The sequence below is a fragment of the Adhaeribacter terreus genome, assembly GCF_042657365.1.
Classification (GTDB): Bacteria; Bacteroidota; Bacteroidia; order Cytophagales; family Hymenobacteraceae; genus Adhaeribacter_A; species Adhaeribacter_A terreus.
Genome location: NZ_JBHSKT010000002.1, coordinates 186,458 through 202,504 on the forward strand (window position 1 = coordinate 186,458; position 16,047 = coordinate 202,504).

General features: G+C 45.1%; 14 protein-coding genes. 5 read left to right on the forward strand and 9 right to left on the reverse strand.

The annotated features are described in order from the left end of the window. Positions 1-25: 25 nt before the first annotated feature. From ACFPIB_RS03740 to rfaD, 6 genes are all read right to left on the reverse strand, one after another. On the reverse strand, positions 26-520 hold the full coding sequence (locus tag ACFPIB_RS03740) for a DUF2231 domain-containing protein (RefSeq protein WP_378016089.1): 495 nt from the start codon (positions 518-520) through the stop codon (positions 26-28). A 214-nt stretch (positions 521-734) separates the two neighbouring features. Then, positions 735-944 (reverse strand): zinc ribbon domain-containing protein YjdM, encoded by a 210-nt coding sequence (locus tag ACFPIB_RS03745; RefSeq protein WP_378016090.1) that lies wholly within the window; start codon positions 942-944, stop codon positions 735-737. Between the two features lie 112 nt (positions 945-1,056). Next, a complete protein-coding gene (locus ACFPIB_RS03750) occupies positions 1,057-1,509 on the reverse strand; it encodes an SRPBCC domain-containing protein (RefSeq protein ID WP_378016091.1) in 453 nt (150 codons plus the stop codon). Between the two features lie 46 nt (positions 1,510-1,555). Further along, positions 1,556-2,197 carry a DNA alkylation repair protein gene (locus ACFPIB_RS03755; protein WP_378016092.1) on the reverse strand — a complete coding sequence of 214 codons (642 nt, stop codon included), beginning with the start codon at positions 2,195-2,197 and terminating at the stop codon, positions 1,556-1,558. Positions 2,198-2,286: 89 nt separating this feature from the next. Then, positions 2,287-2,649, reverse strand: a complete 363-nt coding sequence (locus tag ACFPIB_RS03760) for a hypothetical protein (protein ID WP_378016093.1) — start codon at positions 2,647-2,649, stop codon at positions 2,287-2,289. 76 nt (positions 2,650-2,725) lie between these two features. Then, on the reverse strand, positions 2,726-3,691 hold the full coding sequence (gene rfaD / locus ACFPIB_RS03765) for an ADP-glyceromanno-heptose 6-epimerase (protein WP_378016094.1): 966 nt from the start codon (positions 3,689-3,691) through the stop codon (positions 2,726-2,728). Positions 3,692-3,920: 229 nt separating this feature from the next. On the opposite strand from rfaD, the gene ACFPIB_RS03770 reads away from it, so the two are divergent. From ACFPIB_RS03770 to lpxB, 4 genes are all read left to right on the forward strand, one after another. After that, complete coding sequence (locus tag ACFPIB_RS03770; RefSeq protein ID WP_378016095.1) at positions 3,921-4,847, forward strand: ABC transporter substrate-binding protein; 927 nt, start codon at positions 3,921-3,923, stop codon at positions 4,845-4,847. Between the two features lie 26 nt (positions 4,848-4,873). Beyond that, the gene (locus ACFPIB_RS03775) at positions 4,874-5,851 is read left to right on the forward strand and encodes a FecCD family ABC transporter permease (RefSeq protein ID WP_378016096.1); all 978 of its coding nucleotides are present in this window, start codon (positions 4,874-4,876) and stop codon (positions 5,849-5,851) included. Positions 5,852-6,043: 192 nt separating this feature from the next. Beyond that, on the forward strand, positions 6,044-6,475 hold the full coding sequence (locus ACFPIB_RS03780) for a 6-pyruvoyl trahydropterin synthase family protein (RefSeq protein ID WP_378016097.1): 432 nt from the start codon (positions 6,044-6,046) through the stop codon (positions 6,473-6,475). 278 nt (positions 6,476-6,753) lie between these two features. After that, positions 6,754-7,866 (forward strand): lipid-A-disaccharide synthase, encoded by a 1,113-nt coding sequence (gene lpxB / locus ACFPIB_RS03785; RefSeq protein WP_378016098.1) that lies wholly within the window; start codon positions 6,754-6,756, stop codon positions 7,864-7,866. A 321-nt stretch (positions 7,867-8,187) separates the two neighbouring features. Here lpxB and clpX read toward each other — a convergent pair whose 3' ends face one another. Beyond that, the gene (clpX, locus tag ACFPIB_RS03790) at positions 8,188-9,408 is read right to left on the reverse strand and encodes an ATP-dependent Clp protease ATP-binding subunit ClpX (protein WP_378016099.1); all 1,221 of its coding nucleotides are present in this window, start codon (positions 9,406-9,408) and stop codon (positions 8,188-8,190) included. A 772-nt stretch (positions 9,409-10,180) separates the two neighbouring features. Here clpX and ACFPIB_RS03795 point away from each other — a divergent pair. Continuing rightward, positions 10,181-13,687: a T9SS type A sorting domain-containing protein gene (locus tag ACFPIB_RS03795; RefSeq protein WP_378016100.1), complete on the forward strand. Its 3,507-nt coding sequence runs from the start codon at positions 10,181-10,183 to the stop codon at positions 13,685-13,687. A 194-nt stretch (positions 13,688-13,881) separates the two neighbouring features. Here ACFPIB_RS03795 and ACFPIB_RS03800 read toward each other — a convergent pair whose 3' ends face one another. Both ACFPIB_RS03800 and tig read right to left on the reverse strand, forming a co-directional pair. Next, positions 13,882-14,580: a ClpP family protease gene (locus ACFPIB_RS03800; RefSeq protein ID WP_378016101.1), complete on the reverse strand. Its 699-nt coding sequence runs from the start codon at positions 14,578-14,580 to the stop codon at positions 13,882-13,884. 123 nt (positions 14,581-14,703) lie between these two features. Then, a complete protein-coding gene (gene tig, locus ACFPIB_RS03805; protein WP_378016102.1) occupies positions 14,704-16,029 on the reverse strand; it encodes a trigger factor in 1,326 nt (441 codons plus the stop codon). Positions 16,030-16,047 lie beyond the last annotated feature (18 nt).

Here is a 16,047-nt window from a genome sequence, read left to right on the forward strand (position 1 = left end):
CAGAATTTTGAAAAAGCTTCTGAAATCAGAAAGGCTGTTCTGAAGGTGAATTGCTATCTGTTGGCGCAGTTTTTTCGGCTACTGAATTAACTTCGGTATGCCGGATCTCACCGCCTTTTTTTCCGGTCCAGGCCATTAAACCGCAGGCAAACAAGTTACCGAAAAGCACTAATAAAACGACCAGCCAGGTTTTAGCAGCGTTCTTCCGGAACAGATAAAGTGCAACTGCCGCGCCAATTCCTGTGGCCAGCATCAGCCGGAAAGCCCATTCGGCCATTTCTTCGTGGTCATGGATCGCATCGTGCGAATAACCGGCCATGTGTTCCACAAATTCTTCTGCTTCTTCGCCGGTATGGTTAACTACAATGGTAACCAGGGCCAAAGCTACCAGCAGATAAAGCGCCGCCTTCGTAATGCCTTCATTTTTCTGAATATAACCCGAAAACAAAAGTACCAGGGCAATAAAACTACCCACTATGGGGAAGTGCGTGAGCGTGAGGTGGAGATAGGTATCGTTCATGGTTTGGCGTTCGTTGAGCGGTGAAGAATGCAGAGGGAATTTACCGGTTTATTCTGAAATATAAAGTGATGTTTGTCATTTTTGAAAATCTTTTTTCAGTTGAAAATACGAATAACCAAAAAGCTTAATCTAAAACGGTTAAAACGAAAGATCGCGGGCAGAAAGGTCTATTATAACCTTGCTGCCCGCGATCTTTTGAAGCGGCAAGTATGGCTTATACCTTTTTCATGAATTCGGTTTTTAAAACAATTACGGTGCCGCCAACTTTGCCTTCAATTTCGTTTGGGCTGTTAGTCAGGCGGATATTTTTTACAACCGTACCGCGTTTAATGGTAGAAGAAGAGCCTTTCACTTTCAGGTCTTTGATCACGGTTACCGAATCGCCTTCGTTCAGAATATTGCCGTTGCTGTCTTTTACTTCCATAGAGATTTTGATATTAGTAATTATAAAAAATGGTGCATTCCGGTTTTACGGGGCATTTTATTCCTAAAAAAATAAAATGCTGATTCCCGGCGGTACCGGTAGAAGCGCGAATTTAACTTTTTTCTGCAACTTCTTTAATCTGCACTAAAATCGGATTCCAGCCTTCACCGTTGTTGTAGCTTTCCTGGTAACGGCGTTCGCCTTCCGCAACGGTGTTGTAATCGCCTTGCGTTACTTTCAGCAGCGTTTGGTTGTTTTCCGGCGTTAGTTCATAGGTTACAGTCAGGTAGTTTTCCGGAATATCGGCCATGCTGGAATTTGGGTCGAAAACGGTATAGGCCAGGAATTTTTCCGGCTGAATTTCTTTGATGTTTCCTTTTACGGCTACAAAATCCTGGCCTTCGTGTTCCATGCGCCAAAGCAGTGAACTGCCCGGTTTCCAGTCGGAAACGGTTTCGCAGCCGAACATGTATTTTTTGGTTTGCTGCGGGTTTACCAACGCATCCCAGACTTTCTCCGGCACGGCGTTTATGGCAATGGTATTCTGAATTTCGAGTTTTTCCATGGTTTTGGGTATCGTTTTGAAGCTAAAGTTTGAAAGTGCAGCCGCCTTACTTGTTTAGTTTGGCCACCTGAATGGCAATAAGTTCGGGTAAATAATTGGGTGTACAGTTTCTGGGCACCATATCGTCTTTGTACAAACCTACGCGTTCACCGAGCGCAATGCAGCGGGAGCGGTGTTCAGGTTGAAAAATGCCGATCTGTGCCGCCGTAAAATTCATGGCCCATTGCACTTCCGGTACTTCAGTTTCCAAGCCATTTTCGATAGCGTTTAGCAGAGTTTCGGTATTAGGTGGCGGCGTTTGCCCTACCCAGCGCAAGCGGCCCTGGTAATACCAGAAAATGCGCCGTTGCAAAGCTGAAGGACTATTTTCCCACGATTCCATGAGCGCAACGGTTTTCTTGTCTTTGGAAAGCTGGTTAGCCATAAGCCAGTCGATCAGTTGCGTTTGCTCTTCCTGCGGGTGGCGCTGAATGTCCTGATCCAGTTTATCGATCACTTCCTGCGTGAGCAGTTTTTTATCCATGATCAGGATGGCCAACTGCCGCGGAAAATATGCTCCAGTACGCCACAGTTCCATCGCTAATCCGTGATCTTGTTTGATATCTTTGGCCAGGTTGCGTAAATCGCCCAACTTGGTTGTTTGGCTGATTTGGGATAAGATATTTTCTGCTTTGGAAGGGAGGTGCATTTAGTTTAATATTTCCTGAATATTATTAACGTTTAGTATAAACGACGGGCGAGGCCGTCGGCCGAAGGCTGACGTTTATGTCTTGTTGGCTATTGTCTTTTTCTTTCTTCTGCTGTTCCTTTTATCCATTTTGAGGTTCTTTCAGAAATTCGGTTGCCAAGTTCCAATCCTTCTTGGCCAGCAAAATCATCCCAAGCCCCTGTCGGTAAAAACCATTTGTGAATTTGGGTCAAGTCGGTTTTATTGTTGTATTCAATCCAGTCTATTTCATCTTCTAACGCCTCCCTGAATTGCTCAACTGAGTCAAAGTCGCCCGAATATCCGCCAGTTTTATTCTTAAGAATTCTTTCGGCTATATGAAGGTCGTCTAGTAGTCCGTAAAAGTCCCACTTTTCATAATATTCAAATTTGGTGAGTTGCTTCTGTTTCTTACCAAAGAGCCAATTAAACATTTTTCATTACAGATTACACCAAACTACTGAATAAAAAGCTGATTTAAGATTATTTACTTTATGGGCGTAGTTTACCCTAATAATACTTCCCCTCCAGCAAATAATTCTTCACATAATCCTGCACGCCTTCTTCCAGCGTATGGAACGGTTTATCGTAGCCAATGCTGCGGAGTTTCTGCATGTTGGCTTCGGTGAAATACTGGTAGGTGTCGCGGATATCGGCGGGCGTATCTACAAAATCGATTTCGGCTTCGCGGCCCATGGCCTGGAAGGTTTGGAAAGCCAGATCGAGGAAGGTGCGGGCCTTGCCGGAACCCAGGTTGTAAATACCGGAATTTTTGCGGTTCTGCATTAAAAAGTAGCAAACTTCCACCACATCTTTCACATAAATAAAGTCGCGCATCTGTTCGCCGTCCTTAAATTCCGGGTTGTGCGAGCGGAAAAGTTTCAGTTTGCCGGTTTCTTTTATCTGGTTAAAGGCATGTAGAACTACCGAAGCCATGCGGCCTTTGTGGTATTCGTTCGGGCCGTAAACGTTGAAGAATTTCAGACCAACCCAGAAAAACGGTTTGGCAGTTTGCTCCAGCACCCATTTGTCGAAATCGTTTTTGGAATCGCCGTACGGGTTGAGCGGGTGCAGCAACGGGATTATGGCTTCCTCGTCGTCGTAGCCCAGTTTGCCGCTGCCGTAGGTTGCCGCGCTAGAGGCATAAACCAGCGGAATCTGGTATTCGGCGCAGGCGTTCCACATTTGTTTGGAGTAGTTCAGGTTCAGCAAGTCGAAAATATCCTTGTTGAACTCGGTGGTATCGGTGCGGGCGCCGAGGTGAAAAATGAATTCCACTTCCTCGTAGTTTTTCTCCAGCCATTCGAAGAATTCCATGCGGTCCACGTATTCCCTGATCTTTTTGCCTTTCAGGTTGTTTTCCTTTTTGGCAATCGAGAAATTATCTACAACAACAATATCGTTGAAATTGGCTTCGTTGAGGCGGGTTACTAAACAGCTGGCAATAAAGCCGGCCGCTCCGGTTACTACTATCATGGGTGCGTTTTTAGGTGCCTGTTAAAATTTGCCTAAATTTACGAAAATTTAAAAGCCTGACTAAGGTAATCTTTACGCGTCATCCCTCAAGGTTGCTCGGGATGACGCAAAAAATAACTGTCATGTTAAGCGCTAGCGAAACAACTTGTCAGCTCTTTGTAGATACGTTTCTACTGGCAGCCAACAAGGTCCTTCGCTCTCGCTCAGCATGACAAACTGCTGACTTTTTATGCCCGAAACCCTATCGATTTTCCGAAGCTATTTCAGCAAAATGTTGCTGCTGCTTTTCCTTTTCGGCTGCGGCGGAAATCCCGAAAAAACGGTATCAAATTCAGTTCAAAAAGCCGGAGCAGACAAAATAACCGTAACCGACGATTTGGGCCGCAAACTCGGAATTCCGGAAAACCCGCAACGCATCATGGCGCTTTCCGCGGCTATGACCGAAATGCTTTACGCCGTGGTTCCGGATTCTGTGATCGTGGGACGCACGCAGGTTTGCAATTTCCCGGAAGCGGTTTTGAAGAAACCGATCGTGAATTCGTATCCGTTGGATCTGGAAGGTTTGCTGGCGTTGAAACCGGAAATCGTTTTCACCGAAGACGGCATTACGCCCATGGAAACCGCAGCTAAAATTGAACAACTCGGCATTCCGGTTTATTTTCAGAAGTACGAAAGAGTAGCTGATATTTTCCGCGGTCTGAATGATATTGGCCGAATCATGCACCGCGAAACCGAAGCCAGAAAACTCACCGATTCGCTGCAAACCGAACTAAACGCTAACCTAAACGAGGTAAAAACCCACGAACGGAAACGCGCGCTGGTCATCATCAACACCGATCCGATCTACGTGTACGGCCGCAACACCCTCATGACCGATAAACTGGAAAAAGCCGGCGGCGCGAACGCAATTCAGGAAATTTTCCCGCAGCAATCGCCGCAACTTACCCGCGAATATGTGTTGCAACTAAACCCCGATTTTATTTTCGGTACCAGCAAACCACAAAACGAAACTTTTTTCCGGCTTTATCCCGAACTGCAAAAAGTGAACGCCTTTAAAAACAAGCGCATTTTTATACTAAACGACGACCTGGCTTCCCGCCCCAGTCCGCGTGTGGTAGAATCGATCCGGGAAATCAGAAATTACCTGCAAAAGTGAACCGCCCGCTGCTCTATATATTTTTAATGTTGTTACTCATTTTCGGGGTAACCGTGGTCGGCCTCAAACTGGGCAGTTTTGAGACCGATTTCCCTACCGTTTGGAACGCCCTTTTCAATCACAATCCCGAAGATCCGGCGCATTTTGCGGTGCTGCATTTGCGTTTGCCGCGCCTACTTTTAGCGCTATGCGTGGGCTCATCGCTGGCTTTTTGCGGTTACCTTATGCAGGCCATGGTGAACAATGCGCTCGCCGATCCTTACATTTTAGGCACGGCTTCGGGCGCATCATTCGGAGCTTCGTTCTGCTTTTTTGCCTTTACCAACCTCACCGTTTTCGGAATCTATTTACCACCGTTTGCCGCGTTGCTCGGTTCGTTTGTGGTAACGATTATCGTCGTAGCGCTCGGCACCCGTTCGGGGCAACTTATTCCTTCGCAAATGTTGCTTGCCGGCATTGCCTTAACTTCGCTCATCGGCGCTTTAACTTCGCTCATTACCTTTCTTTCTTCTTCCGAAGGTAAACTGAAATCGGTTATTTTCTGGGCGATGGGCGGTTTTGAGAAAGCGAACTGGGAATATCTGCCTTACCCGGCGGTGGCATTGTTGCTGGCGTTGCTGGTTTTCATGTTCATGCAAAAGCGCCTGAACGTGTTGCTGCTCGGCCCCGAACGTGCCCGAATGCTTGGCGTAAACATAGCGCAAACCCGCTGGATCATCTTAATTACCGTTTCGGTAGTAACCGGTTTTGCCGTAGCGCTTTCCGGACCGGTTGGTTTTGTAGGCCTCATTATTCCGCACGTTACCCGCGGCCTGCTGAGCATAACCGGAAAATTGAACCTGCTTTTCTGCGCCTTAACCGGCGGTTTGTTCATGCTCATCTGCGATCTGCTGGCCCGCATCGTTTTTCCTCCCGCCGGATTACCGGTTGGCGTAGTAACTTCGCTGTTCGGGGTGCCTTTTTTCGTATATTTGCTGCTGAAAAAGAATTATAAATTCGGTTAATGTGCTAATTGTTTAATGTGTTGAGGTGCTAATGAATTTTGGAAAATGCGTTTTTGAGCTTTCAGGTCAGTTTCTGCTGACTTTTTCAGCCTAATACCCTAGCGTTTTTTCGGAAGAATCGGCACAAATTATCACATTAAATCATTCAGAAATAGCACATTAGCACATTGAAAAATTAGCACATTAAATTAAATGATCTACGTAAGCCGGACCGAGCATTTTAACGCCGCCCATAAATTAAATAACCCAAACTGGTCGCAAGCCAAGAACCAGGAAATTTTCGGTCCCTGCGCTAACGCCAACTGGCACGGGCATAATTACGACCTGATCGTAACCGTAAAAGGCAAACCCGACCCGGAAACCGGTTTCGTAATAGACCTGAAAAAGCTCAGTACCCTGATCCGCGAAAACATCATCAAAAAAGTAGATCATAAAAACCTGAACCTCGACGTAGCTTTCATGGAAGGCAAACTCGCCAGCACCGAAAACCTGGTGATCGAATTCTGGAACATCCTGGCCCCAAAGATCGAAAAGATCGCGTCCCCGGCTTCCGGCGCTAAACTGCACTGTCTCAAGCTCTACGAAACGCCACGGAATTTTGTGGAGTATTACGGTGAGGTTTAATTTACGAATTACGATTTTAGATTGTAGTTGATAATTGGTGATAGGTAATTCTAAATATTCCTGTCATCCTGGGCGATAGCGAAGGACCTCGTTGGCTCACAGCAGAAACGTTATTTTCCTGCAGTAATTTTTAGAGCCAATTAGGTAACGATTTACTTCATATAGCTAATTTTTATGCTGCCCGCCGACGAGATCCTTCGCTGCGCTCAGGATGACAGAATTTATTATTCAATCATTCAATAATTCATTCACTCACTCAACAATTCAATCATTAACCCTTGAAATACTACCTCATAGCCGGCGAACGTTCGGGCGATATGCACGCTTCCAATTTGATGAAGCAACTCAAACTTCAGGATCCGGAAGCGGAGTTCCGGTTTTGGGGCGGGGAGCAGATGCAGGGCGTGGGAGGGGAGCTGGTTACTCACTATCGCGAAATGGCCTTCATGGGTTTTGTGGAAGTAGCCAAAAGTATTTTCAAGATCAGCCGTTTCCTGAAGCAATGCAAGCAGGATATTCTGAACTGGCAACCCGACGTAGTGATTCTGGTAGATTACGCCGGTTTCAACATGCGCATTGCGAAGTTCGCCAAGGAAAAAGACTTCAAAACCTTCTACTACATTTCCCCGAAGATCTGGGCCTGGAACCAGGGGCGCGTGCACGGCATTAAAAGATCGGTAGACCGCATGTTTGTGATCATGCCCTTCGAAAAAGATTTTTACCAGCGCTTCGATTACCAAACCGACTACATCGGCAACCCCGTTTCCGACAGCGTAAATGCACACCAGGTTTCTGCAGATTTCCTGCAAAAAAACGGCTTAGGCGGAAAACCGATCATTGCCGTTTTACCGGGCAGCCGTAAGCAGGAAATAGAAAACATGCTCCGCATCATGTTGCAGGTCATGCCTGATTTTCCGGAGCACCAGTTTGTAGTAGCCGGCGTTTCAACTTTCAGCGAAGAATTTTACGCGCAATTTACGCAAGGCACCAACATCAGAATTCTCTACGAACAAACCTACGACTTGCTTTCTCACGCCGAAGCGGCTTTGGTTACTTCCGGCACGGCCACCTTGGAAACCGCTTTATTCAACGTGCCGCAAATTGTCTGCTATAAAACCAGCTCCATTTCCTACGCCATCGGCAAAATGGTGATCAAAGTGAATTTCATTTCGCTGGTGAATTTAATTGCCGGCAAGGAAGTCGTAAAAGAACTGATCCAGGAAAACCTGAACCCGCAGCAAATTTCCGCAGAACTGAAGCGCATTCTTTTCGAAAAGGAATATCGGCAGGAAATGCTGAATGGTTACGCTGAAATAAGAGCTAAATTAGGAACTGCCAATACCGCCGAGCAGGCTGCGAAATTAATGGTAGGGTATCTGAAGGAAAAGTAGGGTAGGGAAGCGTAGGTTTAAACTCTATGCTACATTTTTTATACTTTTTCTGCTCAAAACGCTATCGTTTTTCGATTGGTAAGTCAGAATTTCTGCGTCATCCCGAGCAACGCCGAGGGAACTATCGCATACCGAACCCGAACGAAAGGCAATTTTAGCTTCTCGTAATTGACATAGCAGTACCCAATAGTTTCCTCGGTGTTGCTCGGAATGACGCGATAAATCTTTAAATCCAATCATCTGACGAATCCAAATTCAGACAAACAAAAAAAGCTCCGGATCTCTCCAGAGCTTTCCATCGTAAATCTAAAATCGTCAATATTACGCTACTTTCAGCTGTTTCAACGCCGATTTCTCGAATTTCTCCCGGGCATAATCCAGGTCAATGATCAGTTCTTTGGTATCAGCTTCCGAAGGCAGGTCGAACATGGCATCGGTCATAATGCTTTCGCAGATGGAACGTAAACCACGGGCACCTAATTTATATTCCGATGCTTTTTCTACGATGTAATTCAACGCATCTTCTTCGAAGGTAAGCGCAATATTTTCCATTTCGAACAAGCGTTTGTATTGCTTCACAATGGAGTTTTTCGGTTGCGTTAAGATCAGGCGCAACGTATCTGAGTCGAGAGGATTCAGGTGCGTTAAAACCGGTAAACGACCGATCAGTTCCGGAATTAAACCAAACGCTTTCAGATCCTGAGCCGAAATGTATTTCAGGAAATTATTCTGGTCTGTTTCTTCTAAATGCGTTTTTGCAAAACCAATTGGCTTCGTATTTAAACGACTTTTGATGATTCTATCGATGCCTACAAAAGCGCCACCGCAAATGAATAGAATATTTTCGGTATTGATGGAGATCATTTTCTGCTCCGGGTGTTTGCGGCCGCCTTGCGGTGGTACGTTCACGGTAGAACCTTCCAGCAATTTCAGCATGGCCTGCTGCACACCTTCCCCGCTAACGTCGCGGGTAATGCTTGGATTATCGCTTTTACGGGCAATTTTATCTATCTCGTCAATATATACAATACCGCGTTCGGCTGCTTCTACATTATAATCGGCGGCTTGCAAAAGGCGGGTTAAAATGCTTTCCACGTCTTCGCCTACGTAACCGGCTTCGGTTAAAACGGTAGCATCGGCAATGCAAAAAGGCACTTGCAGCATACCAGCCAGCATTCTGGCTAAAAATGTTTTTCCGGTTCCGGTTTCGCCAACCATAATAATGTTCGATTTCTCAATCACCACATCGTCGGCTTTCGGAGTCTGCATGAGGCGTTTGTAGTGGTTGTAAACCGCCACGCTCATCACTTTCTTCGCTTCATCCTGACCCACCACGAACTGATCGAGATACTCTTTCATATCGCGTGGTTTTACCAGGTTGAATTTAGGGGTTTTATCTTTCGAACGGATCTTATTTTCCTCGTTCAGGATCTGCTGGGCCTGGCCAACGCAACGCTCGCAAATGTGCGCGTTCACGCCCGAGATCATTACGGAAACCTCTTTTTTCTGCTTGCCGCAAAAAGAGCAAATAATTTCTGCCATATAAAAACGTGGTATTTTAGGGCATTTTTTTAACCCTTAGTTTACAAAGGTAATAAATTGAAGAAGTATCCGGTTATAAAAAATTTCAACATGCTGTTGATAACTCACTGCAAAAATTACTATATCTGAAAATAAAGATGAAAATATATAAGTTACTGTTGCATTGTAGGCGCATATTTGGATGAAAACTTTAATTGAAAAGCCTGATACAGATAAGCATATTTTTTTTTGAAAACGCTATGCTTTTACCTTCTAAAACTAAAATCAAAATTCTATAACTGCTAAAATTGAGCCGTTCTGCAGATATTTATCTGGTTACCCTTTGAATGATTCGGATAAAAAATTGCAGCCTTGTAATAGATTTTCTCCGAAGCTCTATATGGCCATTCCCAGTTTTTTCTGTCTACTTTATCTTCTCTCAATCCTGTCTTTTTCAAATACATCGTGCCGCCGCGCTCAAAGCTTAGGCTTGAAATAACGCCGGGCCATATTCTAAACCATCACGAAATAAATCATATCCCGGAAAATCTGTTGTGGCAATATAGAAAGGTCAAAGTTGTATTGTATTTATTGTGTTAAAACTAAAATTGTATTTAGGCATGTTTAATTTATTGCTTTTGCTGCCTTTGTACAAATGAAAAACCATAAAGAATAAGAATTTTTTTATCGAAAGCTTTTAATAGTTCGTCGAGTAAAACCGGACTTTGGTCGAAATAAAGAAAAAATTGAACAGTAGCGCGGTAATTTTAACTGAAATTTAAGACTAAAGCATATGAATTTATTTCCTGTAAAGAATAAACGGGGGAATTTTAAGAAGGCTTGGGAAACCATTGCCTTACTGGTTTTGATCACTTTCACCCAACAATTCCATGCTTTCGGTCAAACCAAAGGCCTGATTGTAAAATCTGCTTCTGCCGCTACAGCAGGTGTGGGCAGAGCAGTATTAGATCCGGATGGTGATGGCTACGTTTCTGTTAAAACCAATGGTATTCAGCGCGGCTTTCAGAGCAACGATCTGTTGGAAAGCGAAATCCCGTACCGGCCTTTGCCGGTGCCAACTGCCGAACCTATGAACGACCTGAATCGTGGCCCAGGCGGTGGCTTTTCCGATTTTGCTGACATGAACAGTACCGTTTACCCGGTTTCATCTTACCTTTCGCCAGCGGGTAATTTAATGTTCCGTTTTCGTTTAGGTAACATTGCGCCGAATTCCAAGGGTTACAGTGTGTTGGTAGATGCCGACGGAAAGTTTGGTTTTTCCGGTGCCAATGCCGATCCGGAAGCCAGTGTAGATAATCCGGGTTTTGAGTTTGAAATTGTGCTTGCTACCAATTTTGGGGTGCGGCTTTATGATGTAAACAATGCTACCGGTACCGCCACACAGAAAGGAACAGATGCCGATCTGCCTTATTCAGTTTATGCGCAAAAAGCTATAGCGTTTACCACCAACTCCGGTGATGCCGATTACTTTTACGATTTCTACATCCCTTTTTCCAAGATCACCCAATACTTTCCGACCGTTACAACTTCTACGGCTTTAAGAATGGTAGCCAATACCGTTATGGCCCCGCAGAGCTCCGTTAAAGGTCCTATTTCTGATATCAGTGGCATTGATGCTTCATACAATACTGCTTCCGCCTGGACCAAGATCATTTCCGGTTTCGTTCCTACTCCGGCTTCCGGCACCACTTCTTCCAACTTTCCGGCAGTGCGCTCCGATGCTCCGGTGGTTACCAGTCCGTTTTTTGCCGGTACATCCATAAGCGGAACTTCCACAGAAGCAGCGGGAACGGCAATTAAAGTTTACAAAAACGGTATCATTTTAGGTAATACAACCGTGCTTTCGGGCGGAACCTGGACGATGAATGCTGTATCTGTAGCATTGAACGATCATATCACGGCTACCGCTACGGCTTCTTCTGAATCAATTTCCGATCTTTCCAATTCAGTTATTGTAATTGAAAACTGTACTTATAGCAGAACCCCGGAGTTAGCGTGTGCTTCCGATAAGGGTTTTTCGGGCAGAGTAATAGGTGTGGCTGCAAATACCCGCATCAATCTTTATAAGATCGGCGATCCGAATACCATTGTAATAACTGTTTATACCGGGGCAAACGGAATGGCGGCAGACGAATTTAAATATTTGTGTTCCGGAACTTACAACAATACTTCTTACACCAACTGTAATCCGGGTGGTGGTTGTGTGGGTGTTTCCTTAGGAACCGGTTCATATTATGCCCGCGCGGTAGAAACTGTAAACGGCGTTACTTTGTGCGAGTCGCCAAGATCTGTTCCTGAATGTGTAGGCAACAGCGGTAACTCTACAGCTCCGACACTTACCACAAACCCAATTAAGCCGGCAACAACTTCCATTTCTGGTACCGGTATTGCAGGTTCCCGTATTGTAGTTTTAGCCGATAATATGTTTATTGGGGCCGTTAATATTCCGGCAACCCCAACCGGAACAGCCATAAGCTGGACGCTTTCCGGCATTGCAGTTGGTGCCGGTAAAACCATTCAGGTACAGCAAGTAGAGGCCGGAAAATGTGCTTCCACATTTGTATCCAGAATGGTAACCGATCCAACTACAACGCCGGTCGTAAACGGCCCGATCCATTCAAACTCTACTTCAATATCCGGTACTTCAATAGAACCTGCCGGCACAGTAATAACGATCTATAGAAATGGTACCTCCATCGGTACGGCAACTGTAATGGCTTCCGGAACCTGGACATTGACTGGAGTAACGGGGCTTGCTGCCACAAACACAATAACTGCAACAGCTTTAGCCGCAAATAAAACCATTAGTGCTACTTCCAATTCGGTAACGGTTGCTGCCGCGCCAGCTGCAACTCCGGCAGTACCAAATGTAACCCTGATTGGCGGCGTAGCTTATAAGGAAGGCGGAACCACCGTAAACGTAACTGTGCCTGCCAATATTCCAACGGGTACCAATGTTAACCTGTACATAGATGGCTATTTGTTGCGCACCATTTCTACTACTTCTACCAGTGCAAGTCCGGCGGCTTGGGCGGTAAACGGTTTAAGTGCGGCCGAATATGAACTTTATACCGGAGGAAAATTAACGGCCACTTTAGGTACCATTGGCAGCAACGAAAGTGCACAATCTAATAATACCGCCGGAACTTACGTGATCGTAACGTGTGTGCCGCCGGTAACTAAAACAGCTACGGTGGTAACCCCTTTGGTTTGTGAAGGTTCGCAGGCGCAGTTCCAGGTTGCGAATTCTGAAGACGGCGTAATTTATACCCTTAAAAACGGCACAACAGACCGCGGCTCTTCGGTTTTAGGCACGGGTGGTACCATATCTTTCTTTACCTGGGAATTAAATGCTACTGAAACTTTTACTGTAACCGCGCAGAAAGTTTCCGGTGGAACCTGTAGCCCAGTTTCTTTTACCGGTGGCACCATTACCGTAAACCCGAAGCCCGATGCAACAAAAACGGTAAGCGCTCCGGTTGGTATTTCCGATGGTTCTTCAACCAATGTGCAGGTACAGGGTTCCCAGTTGAATTATTTGTATCAGCTTCGGAAAAACGCGGTAAACATTGGTAGCCCGGTTACCGGAACGGGAGGGAATATTAACCTGCCAACCGACCCTATTTTGGAGGAAAGTATTTATGAAGTGCAGGTTACCGATATTACCCGCTCCACAAATTGCACCGTTATGCTGAACCAGACGGCAAAAATTGGTCTCACTCCGTTACCGGTAACACTTGTAAAGTTCACGGCTAAAGTCCAACCAAATGCTAATTTGCTTGCCTGGGCTACTGCCAGCGAGAAAAACAACGATCATTTCGAAATTCAGAAAAGCTTCGATGGCCGCGCGTTTACGACATTTGGAAACGTAAAAGGCGTCGGAAATTCTTCAACCATTAAAGAATATACTTTTGAAGATCGTCAGTTAACTACCGGCCTGGTTTACTACCGCCTGAAGCAAATAGATACCGATGGCCAATTTGAATTCAGCAAAATAGTTGTGCTGGACCGTAAACCGGAAAGCATGCAGCCTGTTCTGTTCCCGAACCCGGCCAGCAACAATTGCTTCTTAAAACTACAAGCCAGCCAAAAGGGAGAAGCAGTAATTGAAATTTATGAAGCAAACGGTAGGCTTTTAAGCCAAAAAACTGTGAAACTGGCTAACGGCGAAAACAATATTCTGCTAGAAACAAAAACGTTACTGCCTGGTTTCTATGTGGTTAAAATAAACGGAAACGCGTTGCAGTCAACTTTAAAGCTGCAGAAAATTTCGGAATAGAACTTTGCTAAAACGCTATCCTTTTAAGCCAAAAAAGTCGGAGATCATCAAAAGGTTTCCGACTTTTTTTATTTTCAGTTGTTTACAAGGCAGTTGTAAAAAAAAACTGCCCTGAAAACGCTATGGTTTTCAATCAAAAAAGCCCGATAGAATTTCTTCCACCGGGCTTTTCAAATCAATCAACAATCAACAAATTACTTCGCTGGTCTTACCAGAACCTCATCGATCAAACCATATTCTTTGGCTTCGTCGGCGCGCATCCAGTAATCACGGTCAGAATTATCGTGCACTTCCTGGTAGGTTTTACCGCTGTGGTGCGCAATAATGTCATACAATTCCTTCTTCAGTTTCAGAATTTCACGCGCCGTAATTTCAATATCTGAAGCCTGGCCTTGCGTACCGCCCATTGGCTGGTGGATCATTACGCGGGAGTGAGGCAAAGCAGAACGTTTACCGGCCGCGCCACCGCATAATAAAACGGCACCCATCGAAGCAGCCAGACCAGTACAGATCGTAGCCACATCCGGACCCACGTATTGCATGGTGTCGTAAATGCCTAAACCGGCGTAAACCGAACCGCCCGGCGAATTAATATAAAGCAGAATATCTTTTTTTGCGTCCGCCGATTCCAGGAAAAGCAGCTGCGCGGTAATGATATTGGCAATAAAATCGTCTACCTGCGTGCCCAGGAAAATTATGCGGTCCATGATCAAACGGGAGAAAACGTCGATCTCACGGAAATTCGTTGGGCGCTCTTCAATTACCGAACGGGTCATATTGTTAATGCTGTGCAGCGTCTGGCTTTCTACGTGGTGCAAATATTGATCTACACCGAGTCCGCTCAAGCCCTGGCCTTTCACGGCAAACTTGCGGAATTCGTCTCTGTTCATCATATCGTATTTTTGAGTTTTTTGCGTTTACCTTTTTATAGAAACAAGGTTACACAAATCGTGCGAAAATAAAAAAAGTCCGGCCTTGTCAGCCGGACTTTTTCTTAAAACGCTATGTAAAACAGCTTAGAAACTCATGTTACGGAACTCTTCGGCCGTTACAGTTTTTTCTACTACTGTCATTTTTTCCTTCAGCGCTTCGATCACTTTTTCTGCCAAAATGGCTTCGTATTCGTTCATGTAGTTTTTACCGTTGTCCTGACGCAGGTAAGAATCCGCGAACTGGTTCATGCTCTCCATCATTTCTTCCGAAACTTCCGGCATGTTGAACTGCGCCAGCATTTTCTCTTTGGTGCGGTTCACAACTTCTTCGTTGGTAACTTTCAGACCGTTCTCTTCAACAACTTTGTTGCGGATCATCGACCACTTCAGTTCTTTCTCGTAGTTCTCAATGTTCTCTTCGATCTGCTCAGCGGTCAGTTTACCTTCGTTAGCGGTCAGTAACCATTTTTTCATGAACTCACGCGGAACTTCGATCTGGGTTTCGTTCACCAGTTTGTCCACAATTTTGTGGTTCAATACTTTCTCGGCTTCTGCTTTGTAATTCTCTTCGATAGTTTCTTTCACTTTCGCATCGAACTCTTCACGGCTTTTTACGGCTTCTTTACCGAAAATTTTGTCGAAGAAATCCTGGTCGATCGGAGCAGCTTCAGTGCGGGAAATATTGTCTACTTTGAATTCGAAATTACCTTTCAGTTCAGCCGCTTTTTCTTTGCCGGCACCGGTTACGTTTGCAACTGCGTTCACATCGTCACCGAAAGCTTCCATCAGGTTGAACGTAATTACATCGTCTTTTTTCTTACCGATGAAAAGGTCCTGGTTTGCTTTCAGTTTGTTTAAAGGCAGCAGGGTAGTGGTTTTGAAATCGCCATCCAGTTGCTTCAGTTCACCGAAAATATAATCGTTGGCTTCAGAAGTTTCCGGGTTTTCGGTTTTGCCGAACTGGCGCTGCATGTGCTCATAAGCTTCGTTAATGGTTTCGTCATCAACTTCTACTTTGTAACCTTCTACAGAAGCAGTTTCGCCTAAGTTCAGTTCAAATTCCGGCAATAGACCCAGTTCGTAAGAAAAATCGAATTCTTTCTGAGTATCCCAGTCAATATTTTCTACGCGTTCCGGAAGCGGCTCGCCTAAAATCTTGATCTTGTTTTCTTTAATGTAGTTGTTTACAGATTCGTGCAGCAATTTATTGATCGCATCTACCAGCAGGCTTTTGCCATACATTTTGCGGATCATGCCAGCCGGCACTTTGCCCGGACGGAAACCTTTGATCTGCGCTTTTTTGCTGTATTCTTTTACCTGTGCTTCTACGCCCGGAGCGTAATCGGCTTCAGCAAGTTTCACGCGCAAACGGGCGCTGGTCGGGTTTTGTTTTTCTAATGTAATATCCAAGGCTGAAAATTATTTTAA

Coding starts and splice junctions, on each gene's coding strand:
- ACFPIB_RS03740 (WP_378016089.1), bottom strand. CDS start 520: ATGAACGATACCTATCTCCACCTCACGCTCACGCACTTCCCCATAGTG.
- ACFPIB_RS03745 (WP_378016090.1), bottom strand. CDS start 944: ATGGAAGTAAAAGACAGCAACGGCAATATTCTGAACGAAGGCGATTCG.
- ACFPIB_RS03750 (WP_378016091.1), bottom strand. CDS start 1,509: ATGGAAAAACTCGAAATTCAGAATACCATTGCCATAAACGCCGTGCCG.
- ACFPIB_RS03755 (WP_378016092.1), bottom strand. CDS start 2,197: ATGCACCTCCCTTCCAAAGCAGAAAATATCTTATCCCAAATCAGCCAA.
- ACFPIB_RS03760 (WP_378016093.1), bottom strand. CDS start 2,649: ATGTTTAATTGGCTCTTTGGTAAGAAACAGAAGCAACTCACCAAATTT.
- rfaD (WP_378016094.1), bottom strand. CDS start 3,691: ATGATAGTAGTAACCGGAGCGGCCGGCTTTATTGCCAGCTGTTTAGTA.
- ACFPIB_RS03770 (WP_378016095.1), top strand. CDS start 3,921: ATGCCCGAAACCCTATCGATTTTCCGAAGCTATTTCAGCAAAATGTTG.
- ACFPIB_RS03775 (WP_378016096.1), top strand. CDS start 4,874: ATGTTGTTACTCATTTTCGGGGTAACCGTGGTCGGCCTCAAACTGGGC.
- ACFPIB_RS03780 (WP_378016097.1), top strand. CDS start 6,044: ATGATCTACGTAAGCCGGACCGAGCATTTTAACGCCGCCCATAAATTA.
- clpX (WP_378016099.1), bottom strand. CDS start 9,408: ATGGCAGAAATTATTTGCTCTTTTTGCGGCAAGCAGAAAAAAGAGGTT.
- ACFPIB_RS03795 (WP_378016100.1), top strand. CDS start 10,181: ATGAATTTATTTCCTGTAAAGAATAAACGGGGGAATTTTAAGAAGGCT.
- ACFPIB_RS03800 (WP_378016101.1), bottom strand. CDS start 14,580: ATGATGAACAGAGACGAATTCCGCAAGTTTGCCGTGAAAGGCCAGGGC.